The sequence below is a fragment of the Georgenia sp. Z1491 genome (genome assembly GCF_049856175.1).
In the GTDB taxonomy this organism is placed as follows: Bacteria; Actinomycetota; Actinomycetes; order Actinomycetales; family Actinomycetaceae; genus JB111.
Genome location: NZ_JBNDNA010000007.1, coordinates 1 through 13086, shown reverse-complemented (window position 1 = coordinate 13086; position 13086 = coordinate 1). Strand labels below are relative to the sequence as shown.

Here is a 13086-nt window from a genome sequence, read left to right as displayed (position 1 = left end):
TACCCTCGACAGGTCCGGACCGTGGGGAGCCCCACGCCGTCGCACGCTCGTCCACGGAGGAATCGTTGAGCACCGTCGAAGCAGGTTGGTACTCCGACCCCTGGGAGGACGGCAAGATCCGCTTCTGGGACGGCGTCACGTGGACCGACGAACAGTACGACGCCGAGGACTCGGAGTACGACGTGCACGGTGCGGAGGACCCCACTCCGCCTGTCGACCACACGGTTGCCCCGTCGTCCGTGCTGCAGGCCGGGCAGTCGTCCGGTGCGGTGGCTGGCGCACAGGACGTCGCACCGGCCGACCAGGGCCTGCCCCCGTCGGCCCCGTCCGCTCCGGGCTACGGCCAGATGCCGCCGTCGGCCCCGTCCGCTCCGGGCTACGGCCAGATGCCGCCGTCGGCCCCGTCCGCACCGGGCTACGGCCAGATGCCGCCCTCGGCTCCGTCCGCTGCGGGCTACGGTGTCGGTGCGCTCGGGCAGGGCGCGGCCGGTCCGCACGGCAGCACGCCGTCCGGCGGAAGCGGATTCACCGCGGGCAGCGGCTGGTCCGCCGGATCCTCGGCCGAGGCCGGCTGGGCCGGTCAGACGGGCCCGGGCTTCTACGGCATCCCCGGCGCGGGCTCCCCGGGGTCGACCGGTCCCGTCGTCGAGTCCGGGTCGACGGCTCAGCTCGGTGACGGATACGGCGGGTACGCCGCTGCCGGCGCCGGCAGCTACCCGTCGGGCGGCACCGCCGCCTACCCCCAGGGCGCCGGAGCGCCGTGGGCAGCGTCCCCGGAGGGCCCCGGTGGTTTCGGAGCACCGCCGCAGGTGGCCGGTTACGGCGCGCCTCAGGGGCCGGCCGGCTACGCCGGTCCGCAGGGCCCCGGCGGCTACCAGTCGCAGCAGAGGCGGTCCGGACTCTCTCCGCTCCTCGCCGGTGCACTCGTGCTGGCGATCGTCGCGGTGCTCGGCGTCGGCGCGTACTTCATGTTCTTCTCGGGCGACGACGACCCCACGGCGGGCGGCCCCGGGGGCGACCCGTCCGCCCCGGTCCCCGGCCCTGCCCCGGCCGACGCCCTGACGTTCACCGACTCGTCGGGCGCGGAGGTGCCGGAGTCCGGCCAGGTGCAGGTCCCGGCCGGCGGTGCGTGGACCGGGACCCTCACGGTCACCGAGCGCACGGGGTTCCTCGCACTGGCCGCCTCCGGTGACACGGATCCTCAGATCGCCGTGTCCGGCGAGGGGGTGTCGGTCGACGTCGACGACGTCGGGAGCGCGTCGAGCGACCTCGCCCCCCTCGGCGGCTCGTCGGGACTGGACGCCGCCGTCGGCCTGGTGCTCGAGCCCGGGACCTACACGGTCGAGGTCACCGACTGGCGCCAGAGCGGTGGGACGGTGCCTTTCGAGTTCCGCTCCGGTCTGGCGGGCACGCTCTCTCCGGGGGCTCCCGTCGACGTGTCCGTCGCCGTCGACGACGTCGCCCTGCTCGCGACCGAACCCGCCGGACCGTCGGGCTCGGTCCATACCCTGCGCGAGGGTGACTCCGACCCGCAGCTCGTCGCGTTCCCGACCGACGGCAGCGGTGTCGTCAACAACGACGACGGCGCCTACGACGCGCCCTCGGAGATCGGCGCGCAGATGTCCAACCGGGACGCGTACGTCGAGGTTCCGACCGGTTCGCCGACGCTCGTCGTCGTCAGCATGTGGCGGGAGGAGGCCGGCGACACGTCGGTGATCTACACCGATCACTGATCGCCGTCCGCCGGCGGGCACGAGCTCGCCGCTACGAAGGGTGCGGCTCCGGCCGGCGTCCACGGCACCGAGGAGGACCCCGCGGGCATGTGGGTCCGGCGGGTCTATCCTCGCCGCGTGCCTCACCCAGCTCGCCGCCCGCGGCCGGAGCACCTGCGGCCCGGGATCCTCGCGCTCGTGGTGCTCGGCGGGACGCTCGGCTCCGGCGCGCGTGCCGCTATCGACCAGCTGGCCGGGTCCGGCCCGGCCGACGTGCAGTGGGCGACCGCCGGCATCAACGTCACCGGCGCGGCACTCCTGGGCGTGCTGTTCGCCGTGCTCACCACGATGCACGACGAGCGGGCACGCCGGGCACGGGTGGTGCTGGGGTCGGGCGTGCTCGGTGGCTACACGACGTACTCGGCCCTCGCCCTGCAGACGGTGCAGCTCGCCGAGGCGGGACGACCGGCCGTGGCCGCAGGCTATGCCGTGGGGTCCGTCGTCGCGGGCGTCCTCGCGGCCTACCTCGCCCACGTCGGCGTGCTGCGGGTCGTGCGCGCGCAGCGCCGTCGCGACGGCGGGGGAACGGCATGACGTGGCTGCTCGTCGCGCTGGCGGGCGGCCTCGGCGCCGGTACGAGGTTCCTGCTCGACGGCGCCCTCACCGTGGCCCTGCGACCGGCACTGCCCGTGGGGACCGTGGTGGTCAACGTGCTGGGGTCCTTCCTGCTCGGGCTGGTCGCCGGGACCGGAGGCGTGTCCCCGGAGCTCGGGCTGGTCGCCGGGACCGGTTTCCTCGGCGGGTTCACCACCTTCAGCACCGCCAGCGTCGACGTCGTGCGTGTCCTTGGCGCCCGGCGACCCGTCGCTGCGTCGTGCCTGTGCGCCGGGATGCTCGCGTCGTGCGTGGGGGCCGCGTGGTGCGGGCTCCTGCTCGCCCCGGGCCTGTGATCGCCGTCGATCAGCGCCCGGTCGCGAACCGCGGTCGGCCCTGCCGGCCGTTCCCCAGCGGCCCCCGGCGACGGCCGGTCAGTAGTCGCCGATGAGCCGCGAGAGGGATTCCGCACGACGAGGCTGAACCCAGGCGGCATGGTTGGGCAGGTGCACCGTGGCACGGCCGTTCGGCGTGAGGGCCTCGCACAGCCGTGCGACCGCGACGAGATCGATGAGTGCGCCCCAGACGTCCGCCTCGACCCGGAGCCGGGTGCCCCCGAGCACGAGGTCGATGCCGGCGGGGATCTCGCCGGACGCCTCGTAGACCACGCGGGATTCGGTGAGCCGGTCCCACGTGCCCGCGGTGCGCGCGATGTCCCCGACGACCCGCATCCAGTCGTCCGAGGAGTCGGTCATCGTGTCCTCCGGCGGGAACCGGTACACGTTCGCCCACGCGCGGATGTCGCCGCGCACCGGGTGGTGCACGACGGCGTCGAGAAACGGGTCCCAGTCGGCCGGGTCGGCGGATGGTACGACGGCTCCGGCGACGTCGTCGACGGACAGCCTCGGATCGAGGCGGAGGCCCGACTCCACGAGCGCGGAGAGCCTGCGGCGGTTGGACTCGACGGTCTCCGGGTCGGGAGGTGCTGCGTCGGCGCCACGAGCAGCTCCACCCGGGCGGGGCCCGGCGGGGCCGGATGCGGTACCCGGGGCGCCGGCCACGTCGGGGGAGACGGGTACGGGCGCGCTCGTGCCGTCCGCGGTGGATCCGGCAGCGGTCGCTCCGAGGTCGGCCGGAGAGGCGTCGACGACGGCGGGCGGCGTCGTGGACGTGGCGCGGGTGGAGGTCCCGGGCGGACGGTCGGCCTCACCGATCGTCGGGTCCTCGGTCGTTTCGCTGATCGACGGGGGGACGTCGGCGAGCGCGAATCGGACCTCGGGCGCGCGGGAGAGGCGCACGGCGATCGACCGGGCCTGCTGACCGTGCTCCTTCGGCACGACGAGTCGGCGGTACGTGGCGCCCCTCCTCGGTCCCGCGTCGGAGGCGTCCGGGACGGTGGCCGGGTCGGAGTCGGAGCGCAGCAGGGGGATGGTCACCAGCCTCGGCGGGACCATCCGGTCGAGGAGAGTGTCGAGCACGGGGGCGATCTCCCGGCCCTCGAGCGGGACGGCGACGGGGGTGCCGCCGAGGGTGACTGTGACCGAGCCGGAGGCGCCGTCGTCGAGCATGACCTCGACCGTGCCCACGTGCCCCGACGCGCCCAGCGCGTCCTCCGCCATGTGCAGGGTGCGGTGCACGGACGCGGCGACCTCGTCCTCCGTGGCGGTGGCCGGCAGCACTGCATCGCCGACGACGAGCTCACGCACCGGGCGGTCGAACGATGCGCCGGCACCGTGCAGGAGGAGCTGGAACGGCAGGGGGGCGCGGTCGGCCGCGGCGAGTCGGAGGCGGAGGTCGTCGTGGCTGACACCCTCCCGAAGGTGGAGACCCATCGCGGCGAGGGCGGCCAGCTGCCGGGTGAGCGGCGCGTCGTCGGCAAGGTCGGCGGGGGAGGGACCGGCCGGGACGGCGTCCAGACCCGACGACCGTCCGGACCGTGCGTCCGCCGCACCCCTCCCGCGCTCGCGCGGCGTCCGGTCACGACCGTCACTGCCGGTACGACGACTGAACGGCCACATGGCGTGTCCTCCTCGATCGGATCGGCGCGGCGCGTGAGGCGCGCGTGGCACGCCTCCACGGTAGGTCACGGCACGGGCGTCGTCGCGCACATACGCACGTCCGTGCCGGCGAGTGAGCGGACTTCTGCCCGGCGCGTGTGGCGAGTGAGCGGGGTTCGGTCCGTTCCGTGTGGCGAGTGAGCGGGGTTCTGCCGGTTGGGGAGCGGTTGCGCCGTGTCGTGCCGAGGCGCCGTCACCCAGTCAATCAGGTAACCATTGAGTCAGTCCTCCGGGGGCACTGCCTCGATGGTTACCCCGCTGACTCACCGACCACACCGCCCCGGCGACGGGCATCGCGACGACGGCGAAGGGCGGGCACCGCACCCCATCAGGGTGCGGGGCCCGCCCGACCGGTGAGCGCCGCCCGGACCGAGATCCGGGCGGCGCCTATCCGTGGAGCAGGACTCCGCTCACTGGTGGAGCAGAAGTCCGCTCACTCGCCAGCTATCGGCACCGGGTCCTGGGTCAGCGGCGGACTCCGAGGGTGTCGGAGCCGTCGCCGTTCCAGTCACCGACGAACACCTCGTCGCCGGCCCGGCCGTACCGGACCTCGGTGTCGGCCACCGTCGAGGTCAAGGAGTTCGACACCAGGTAGAGGTTGCCCCGGCGCACCGCGAAGGTGTCCACGGCGTCGCCGTCCCAGTCACCGACCAGCACCTGATCACCGGCCCGCCCGTAGTCGAGCTCGCTATCCGCCCAACCGGTGCTCAGCGAGTTCGACACGTAGTACGTGTTCCCGCGACGGACCGTGAACGTGTCGACGGCGTCGCCGTCGTAGTCCCCGACGAGCACGGTGTCGTCGGCGCGGCCGTAGTCCAGCTCCGCGTCGGCGTTGCCGCCGGTCAGGCTGTTGGTGAGGAAGTAGCTGTTCCCCCGGCGCACCGCGAACGAGTCACTGCCGTCGCCGTCCCAGTCACCCACCAGCACCGAATCACTGGCCCGTCCGTAGGTCAGCTCGACCTCGGCCGCCCCGCCGTACAGCGAGTTGGACAGGTAGTAGGCGTTCCCACGGCGCACGGCCAGCGTGTCGGAACCGTCGCCGTCCCAGTCACCCACGAGCACCTCGTCACCCGGACGACCGAAGCTGAACTCGTGATCCGCCCAGATCCCCCACCCGTCGTTCAGGTAGAACCCACGCCCCGCCGACGGCGGAACCGGCTCCGGCTCCACCGGCGGCTCCTCGTCGTCGGACTGCGTGGAGACCACGAGGTCACGCATGCTCCCGGTGTTGTCGAACGAGCCGAACCCCACGCGACCGGAGCCGAACGTCGTGTCGGTCGCCGTCATGAGGGGGTCGTCGAGTCCGTCGACCCAGACCGCGATCTCGCCGGTCTCGGCGCAGTGCACGAGGCGGACGTCGTGCCAGGCGTCGTCGGTGATCGCCGGAGGAGCGCCGACCGAGGCCTCCTCGTCCCACTGGTCGTCGATCCGCAGACGATCGGCGCCGTCGACGAGGAAGATCCCGTTGTGCGCGTAGATCGTGTTGTCCTGCGACAGGTGCGCGTAGTAGTACTCCGTGTCGGACCGCTGCCCGAACACGAGGATGATGTCGCGGTTGTTGACCGACGGTGGTGCATCCAGCCGGACCTCGGCCTCGACCTGCACCGTTCCGACCGGGTCGCCCGCGGCGAGCAGGGCGTACTCGAACGGACGGCGGATGCCGTCGCCCGGGTCGGTGCCGGGACCGGTCATCGTGATCATGTCGCCGGGGAAGTCCCAGATCTCCGGCGTGCGCGGCGTCCAGTTCTCCTCGGCCATGAGGCCGGTGACCTCGGTGTCGAAGGTGCACTCGGGCGTGGACGGTGGATCGACGGGCTCAGCGCCGTAGGCCGCGTACTGCGCCGCTATCTGCTCCGGCGTGGGCACGGCGTCGAGGATGACGATGTCGTCCATGCGGCCGTCGAACGCGTTGCGCTCCCGGTCGTTCTGGGGGAAGCTGCCGCCGATCTTGATGCCGGCAGGGTTGGTGCCCGAGGTCGTTCCCTCGCCCCACGGGTTGTCCGCGGTGTACTCGCCCTCGAGCTCCTCGCCGTTCATGAAGAGGCGCATCTCGCCGGCCTCGTAGTCGAAGGTCGCGGCGAGGTGCACCCACTCGTTGCGGGCGAGGATCTCGTCCCACGGCATCGTGGCGGCGTAGGTCCACGATCCGGCGCCGTCGACGCGGCGGCCGAGCGCGACGAGCCTCAGCTCGCCGTCGACCTCGATGACCTCGAGCAGGGCGCGGACGCCGTGCCCGTCCGAGTCGCCCGACAGCACTCCCGCGAGACCGATCGCGTTGAACACGTCGTCCGGGTCCGTGGACTCGGAGTTGGGCACGGGGTGGTCGCCGGTGGGCTTGAACCAGCCCATAATCGATATCTGCCCCGCGTCCGCCAGCGCGTCGAGCGAGTCGACCCCCTCGGGGTCGTAGACGCCGGCCTTCCAGTCGTCGTTCGACGCGGTGTCCGGGCTCAGCTGCTGGGTCTGCAGCGCGAGTCCGGCGCCGGGGTAGGCCGCGTCGGCGACGCGCATGAGCTCCCCGCCGTTGACGAGCTCGATGTCCGTGCCCGAGCGGCCCAGGTCGTCCTCCCACGCAGGCGCGTCGGCCACGGGGTGGTCGAACGTGTAGTGGCTGACCACGTTGCGCGCGAGCTCGGGCAGCACGTTGGTCTCCGGCACCTCGTGGGCCCCGGTCACGCTCCAGATGCGGCCGTCGGCCTTGGAGACGAGGTACAGCTCGCCGGAGGCGTCGGCGCCGAAGCGCAGGTCGACACGCGTGTCACCGACGAGCTCGGCGAACGTCGTCTCGACTCCCTCGTGGATGACGCGGAGCTCCTCGATCGGTGCGAGGTCGTGTGGGTCCCCGTCGTTGCGGTGCATCTCGTCGGCGTTCGTCGAGAGGATCCACCCCCGGACGAGGTCGGTGAACAGGTACCTGCCCTGGAGCTCGGGGATCGACCCGCGGTAGACGAACCCGCCGTTGACCGCCACGCCGGCATCGCCGGTCTGGCCCGGGTCGCGGTTGTGGTCGTACGCGGCGACCGGGTAGGTGTAGCCGGCGTCGTCGTCGGGAAGGGGGTAGATCTGGCGGTCGTGGGCGAGGAAGGAGCCCTCGCGCTCGGACCAGCCGAAGTTGTCCCCGGACTCGACCTCGTAGATCGACTCCACCTGCCACTCACCGATGTGCCCGAGGTACATCGCGTGCTCGCCGGCGGTGTCCCAGCTGATGCGGTGTGGGTCGCGCATGCCGACGGCGTAGATCTCCTCGAGCGCGCCCTCGGTGCCGACGAAGGGATTGTCCGCCGGGATCCCGTACTCCCCGTTGGCGCTGTCCTCGCCCAGCGGGTCGATGCGGAAGATCGTGCCCTGCGGGGTCGCGAGGTCCTGCGGATTGCCGTTGTCGACGCCGTTGCCGCCGTCGCCCACGAGGATGTAGAGCATCCCGTGGTCAGGGTCTCCCGGCTCGACCGTGGGGTTGAAGGCGATCTGCTGGACCGTGTGGACGCGGCCGGCGAACGGGATCCGCATGAGCTCGCGGCTCGTCCCGGAGAACGTCTCGGCCGACGGATCGTCGGCCGTCCACTCGGTGATGACGCTGTGGAACGCGGTACCGCCGTACTCGGGGAAGTCCGGCTCGTCCTCCGTGAGCGCGGTGCCGCCCTCGGTGTGCACTGTGTAGAAGATGCCGTTATCGGCGAAGTCGGGGTGGAACTCCGCGAAGCCGAAGCCCGTGCCGAGGCCGGCGTGGTTGTGGAAGTTGTCCGCGAAGTGGTCCCGGACGTTGAGGTAGTCCACGTACTCGCCGGTGTCTCGGTCGACCAGGTACAGGATCTCGTTCATGTCGACGACCATGAGCCGGCCGGAGTCGTCGGGCACCTCGTCGAGGTGGGTGATCCGGTTGTGCCGGATCAGCCGCTCGTCGGTGGGCTCCGGGGTGGGGGAGGACTCGGGGAGCTGGACGAGCTCCTCCACCTCGATGGCGAGGGTCGTCAGGGTGGGGTCGGGAAGGGGATTGAGCAGAGGATCGCCGACGGGCTCGTCCGCCTGGGCGGCGGGCGCCAATACGAGCGTGGCGCACATGGCAGCGCCGGCAGCGATCGTCACCGCCGTTCGCCGTCGTCGGGGCCGTCTGTGGTGCCGGGTGGAGTTCTGCCGTGTGGACGTCATCGTCGCGCTCCTAGCGTGGAAAGCGTTTTCCTGGCAGTCAATCAATCTAGGCCCGGACGATGAGCCGAAACATCGTCCGCTGGTATGAGATCCGGACGGCCGGTCGTGGTCCGCCCGCGGGTGCCCTGGTGGCGGCGACGCTCAGGCGCACGACTGTCGGTGCTCGGGCGTATCGTCGCGCCCGGACGCGACCCGCCCGGTGGCCGCGCCGAGGCGAGGGGGTCGTCATGGTCGACGTCGTGCTGTTCCACCACGTCCTGGGGCTGACCGAGGGGGTGCGGGAGCTTGCCGAACGCCTGCGGGCCGGCGGCAGGCACTCGGTGACAACGCCGGACCTGTTCGACGGCCGGACGTTCTCGAGCATCGAGGACGGCTTCGCCGCGTTCTCCGCGATCGCCGAGGACGAGGTGCTGGCCCGTGCGGCGCGCGCGGTCGCTCAGGTACCGCGGCCGGTGTACGCGGGGATCTCGCTGGGGGTGATGGCCGCGCAGCGGGTGCTTCAGGAGCGTGGGGACGCTCGCGGTGCGCTCTTCCTCGAGGGCGCTCTGCCTGTGTCGGGGGAGTGGGCGACCGGGCCCTGGCCGACCGGCGTTCCTGTCCAGATCCACGGGATGGACGACGACGAATTCTTCACGCACGAGGGTGACATCGACGCGGCCCGGGCGATCGTGAGCTCCGTCGGTCCCGACAGCGGCGAGCTGTTCACGTACCCGGGGAACGCCCACCTGTTCACGGACTCGTCGTCAGCAGGGTTCGACGCCGACGCGACCAGGCTCGTCGTCGAGCGTGCGGTCGCCTTCCTCGACGGGCTGGGACCAGCGGCGTGACCGGAGTGGTGCCGGGACCGGTTGACGCCAGTTCGGCCGGGCGGTCGGAGGAGGGCGGGCCTCACTCTTATTGGCACCCCTGCGTATCGAGACGTGCCGGGTTCTCTGTTCTGACACTGCGAACAGGACAGGCATCGGGGCCTGGCGCGGCGACGTCGAGTCACCTTTCGAGGTGCTGGCGGAGGCGGGCAGCGACAGCGACAGCGACAGCGAGTCGAACCAGGGGACATGGGGTGACGGTGGTCGGCGGCCCGTAGGTCCTCGGTCGCGAAACGCGCACGGGGGAGTCGCTATCGCCGGCTCGTGTTTCGTCCGAGCGACGCCCGGCCTGGCCCGCCGGGCGTCGCTCCTGGACACGTCACGCCGACGTGGGCACCATCTCGACGGTTCGATCGCGCTGGCTGAGTTCGCGAAGTCCGGCGATACCGATGGGCTCGGCTGGGAGGAGCGGCAGGACGGCGCACCGCTCGGCGGTGGCAAGGACCTGCTCCAGCTCTGCGCGTTCGTTGCCTGCGCGCTTGAGGAGCAGGGCGTTGGTGGTCTGTGCGGCGGTGAGGGAGTTGTTGACGACCCATCCCCATGGCTCGATGCCCGCGCGCCGCAGATCGTCCTGCAGGTGCGTCGCTTCGAGAACCGGTGTGGTCTCAGGCAGCGTGATCACAACGACCTTGGTGTGCTCGGGGTCCTGGAGGCGCATCATCGGGGTGATGACGTTGTTGCTGTCGCCCATCTGGCGTACGACGTCGCGGTGGTAGGAGCCGGTCGCGTCGAGCAGGAGGAGGGTGTGCCCGGTGGGGGCGGTGTCCATGACGACGAAGCGCCGGCGCGCTTCGTTGACGGCCCGGGAGAAGGCCTGGAAGACGGCGATCTCTTCGGTGCACGGCGAACGCAGGTCCTCCTCGAGCGCGGCCCGGCCGGCCTCGTCGAGCGCCGCACCACGGTTCCGGAGCACCGTCTCACGGTACGTGCGCGTGGCCTCGTCCGGGTCGATGCGCGAGACCTGAAGCCCGTCCACCGCCTCGTCGAGGGTGTCAGCCAGGTGGGCGGCCGGATCGGTCGTGGTGAGGTGGACGTCGCGCCCCCGTTCGGCGAGGGCGACGGCGACGGCCGAGGCGATGGTGGTTTTGCCGACCCCGCCCTTGCCCATGAACATGAGCAGGCCATGGTCCTGCTGCGCGAGCTCGTCGACGAGGGTTTCGAGGTCGTCGGTGCCGGCAGGAAGTCCGGCCGGGGCCTCCTCGATGGGTGCCTCGCGGCTGGTACTGGCCTCGTCGAAAAGTCTGGTGAGCGCGTCGAGGCCGACCATGTTGTCGGCCCTGAGCGGAAGGAGATCGGTCGGGAGGCCGCGCAGCGCCTTGGGCAGGTCGTTCAGCACGGCCTGTTCGCGGTCGTGGACGGCGCGTGCCAGCACGTCGCCGTCGCCCGGGGGCGGCAGCACAGCGTTGACGACGACGTGCTGCTGACGCAGACCGAGCTCGGCAAGCTCCCCGTGGGTTCTCGCGATCTCGGTGACAGCGCCGGTCTGCGGCCTGGCGACGAGCACGAGACGGGTGCGTGCCGGGTCTCCGAGAGCGTCGACGGCTTCGGCGTAGGTCGAGCGTTGGCGCTCAAGGCCGGAGAGCGGCCCCAGGCACGACGCATCCCCCTTGCCCTCGTCGAGGTAGTCCGTCCATGACCCGGGAAGCTGAAGCAGGCGGATCGTGTGGCCGGTCGGGGCGGTATCGAACACGACGTGGTCGAACGCGGCGGTGGTCTGCGTGTCGGTGAGCAGGCCGGTGAACTCGTTGAACGAAGCGATCTCGGTGGTGCACGCCCCCGAGAGCTGTTCCTCGATGAGATCGACCTCGGGCTCGGGCAAGATGCCCCTCACGGGCCCGACGATGCTCTCCCGGTAGGTGGTCGCGGCCTCCGCGGGGTCGATCTCGAGCGCGGACAGGCCGGGCACGGCGGCGATCTCGGTGATCGTGTTGCCGATCGCCGTGTCGAACACCTGACCCACGTTGGAGGCCGGGTCGGTGCTCACCAGGAGCACCGACCGTCCGGCCCGGGCGAGGTGCATCGCACTGGCACAAGCGATCGACGTCTTGCCGACGCCGCCCTTGCCGGTGAGGAACAGGTAGCGGGGGGCGTCGGTGAGGAAGGTCGGGATCACTAGAAGCCTTTCAGGAGCTCTGGTCGAGTGTCGGGGCAGCGAGGGACGGCGGTTCAGCAGCCGGTGGATCCGCCGCCGCAGCAGCCGCCGCTGGCCGGGACCATCGACAGCTCGGGCCGCCCGCTGGGCGCCGGAGCGGCGGTCTCGTCGTCCTCGATGCCGGCCCAGCGGGCGAGCTCTGCACGGGCGGGGTAGGCGCCCGTCCGTGCGACGGTGCCGTCCACGAGCACGAGCGGGAGCTGCTCGGAGCCGGAGACCTTGAGGAACTGCAGGACCTGGGGATTCTCGGCGAAGGCCTGTGCCTCGCTGCCGAGGTTGAAGCGGTTCACGGTGGCTCCCTGGTTCTTGAGCCAGTCCACATCGGCCGAGAAGTTCACCAGCTCCTGCGGGACGTCAGGACCGCACACGCCCGTGCTGCAGCACATGGCCGACTCGTAGACCTCGATGGTGCTCATGATGACTCCCTAGATGGATCGAGATTGATCGATGCAAGGACGAGCGTAAACCCTTAGATCGACCGCTGTCGATTCACGGGCCATACTGGGAGCATGACGAACCCGACGACGTTGGCTGCTCCGCTCGCCGCGGCCGACGACTGCTGCCCGGTAGTGGTGCGTGAGCACGTAGTAGTCGAGGAAGTGGCCGCCCTGAGCAGGGCGTTCAAGGCCCTTGGTGACCCGACCAGGTTGCGTCTCCTTGCCAGTATCGGCGGACACCCTGGGGACAGCGCCTGCGTCTGTGACCTGACCGAGCCGCTCGGGCTGAGCCAGTCGACCGTCTCCCACCACTTGAAGGTCCTTCGTGAGGCCGGGCTGATCGAGGGGGAACGCCGAGGTACCTGGGTGCACTACCGCCTTCTGCCCGGAGCGCTGCGCGAGCTCGGTGCCGCCCTGAGTGACGCTGCGAACCACGCGTTGCCTGGTGAGCCCAGCTCCTGACGCGCAGCGCCTAGGGCGTGTCTCCTAACTGGTTGGGGTTGCGGGCGGCAGGGTGGGGGTCATGTCGCGGACTCGTGTGTTGTCGGATGCTGCGTGGGCTCGGATCGAACCGCTGATGCCGGCCCCGTCTCGCAAGGGAGGTCGTCCGTTCCAGGACCACCGCCAGGTCGTGGAAGGGATCGCTTGGCGGTTCCGCACGGGCTCTCCGTGGCGGGACCTGCCCGAGTGCTTCGGACCGTGGCAGACGGTGTGGAAGCGGCACCGCCGGTTCAGTAGCGACGGCACGTGGGACCAGATCCATGCGGTGCTGCTGGCCGAGGCCGACGCGGTCGGGGAGATCGACTGGGCGGTGAGCGTGGACGCCACGGTCAATCGCGCCCATCAGCACGCCACGAACCTCCCGCGGGACACAGGGGGCACCGTCGAACTACACGAATCTGCTCATCGAGCCCGCTAACCACGCAGTCGGACGCTCCCGTGGAGGGTTGAGCACCAAGATCCACCACCTCGTCGATGGCCGCGGGCTTCCGCTGGTCGTGCTGGTGGGCCCGGGCCAGGGCGGTGATGCGCCGATGTTCCCGGTGCTCATGGGCCACCTGCGCGTCGCTCGCTGCGAGTCGGGCCGGCCCAGGACCCGACCAGAGCGGGTCCGCGGGGACA

The 13086-nt window shown here is 71.4% G+C and carries 9 protein-coding genes and 1 pseudogene; 6 read left to right on the top strand and 4 right to left on the bottom strand.

Annotated features, from left to right (window positions below; translation table 11 throughout):
* The first annotated feature begins 65 nt into the window (after positions 1-65).
* The 3 genes from ACPYO4_RS08570 to ACPYO4_RS08560 all read left to right on the top strand — a co-directional run bounded on the left by ACPYO4_RS08570 (position 66) and on the right by ACPYO4_RS08560 (position 2662).
* On the top strand, positions 66-1733 hold the full coding sequence (locus ACPYO4_RS08570) for a DUF2510 domain-containing protein (RefSeq protein ID WP_425708806.1): 1668 nt from the start codon (positions 66-68) through the stop codon (positions 1731-1733).
* 117 nt (positions 1734-1850) lie between these two features.
* Positions 1851-2306, top strand: coding sequence for a fluoride efflux transporter FluC (locus ACPYO4_RS08565; protein WP_425708805.1), 456 nt, complete (start codon positions 1851-1853; stop codon positions 2304-2306).
* Positions 2303-2662, top strand: coding sequence for a fluoride efflux transporter FluC (locus ACPYO4_RS08560; RefSeq protein ID WP_425708804.1), 360 nt, complete (start codon positions 2303-2305; stop codon positions 2660-2662). The genes ACPYO4_RS08565 and ACPYO4_RS08560 overlap by 4 nt, the downstream gene beginning before the upstream one ends.
* Before the next feature lie 78 nt (positions 2663-2740).
* Here the strand turns inward: ACPYO4_RS08560 and ACPYO4_RS08555 are convergent, their stop codons facing one another.
* Together ACPYO4_RS08555 and ACPYO4_RS08550 are read right to left on the bottom strand one after the other, a co-directional pair.
* Positions 2741-4138 (bottom strand): hypothetical protein, encoded by a 1398-nt coding sequence (locus ACPYO4_RS08555; protein ID WP_425708803.1) that lies wholly within the window; start codon positions 4136-4138, stop codon positions 2741-2743.
* A gap of 690 nt (positions 4139-4828) precedes the next feature.
* Entirely contained in the window at positions 4829-8446 is a 3618-nt protein-coding gene (locus ACPYO4_RS08550; RefSeq protein ID WP_425708802.1) for a PQQ-dependent sugar dehydrogenase, read from the bottom strand.
* Between the two features lie 290 nt (positions 8447-8736).
* Between ACPYO4_RS08550 and ACPYO4_RS08545 the strand changes: the two genes are divergently transcribed.
* Complete coding sequence (locus ACPYO4_RS08545) at positions 8737-9336, top strand: dienelactone hydrolase family protein (protein WP_425708801.1); 600 nt, start codon at positions 8737-8739, stop codon at positions 9334-9336.
* Between the two features lie 358 nt (positions 9337-9694).
* On the opposite strand, the gene arsA is transcribed toward ACPYO4_RS08545, so the two are convergent.
* The gene (gene arsA, locus ACPYO4_RS08540; protein WP_425708800.1) at positions 9695-11488 is read right to left on the bottom strand and encodes an arsenical pump-driving ATPase; all 1794 of its coding nucleotides are present in this window, start codon (positions 11486-11488) and stop codon (positions 9695-9697) included.
* Positions 11489-11541: 53 nt separating this feature from the next.
* On the bottom strand, positions 11542-11943 hold the full coding sequence (gene arsD, locus ACPYO4_RS08535) for an arsenite efflux transporter metallochaperone ArsD (protein WP_425708799.1): 402 nt from the start codon (positions 11941-11943) through the stop codon (positions 11542-11544).
* Between the two features lie 93 nt (positions 11944-12036).
* Between arsD and ACPYO4_RS08530 the strand changes: the two genes are divergently transcribed.
* Together ACPYO4_RS08530 and ACPYO4_RS08525 are read left to right on the top strand one after the other, a co-directional pair.
* On the top strand, positions 12037-12426 hold the full coding sequence (locus ACPYO4_RS08530; RefSeq protein ID WP_425708798.1) for an ArsR/SmtB family transcription factor: 390 nt from the start codon (positions 12037-12039) through the stop codon (positions 12424-12426).
* Between the two features lie 61 nt (positions 12427-12487).
* A pseudogene (locus tag ACPYO4_RS08525) lies at positions 12488-13086 on the top strand (IS5 family transposase); the annotation flags it as partial.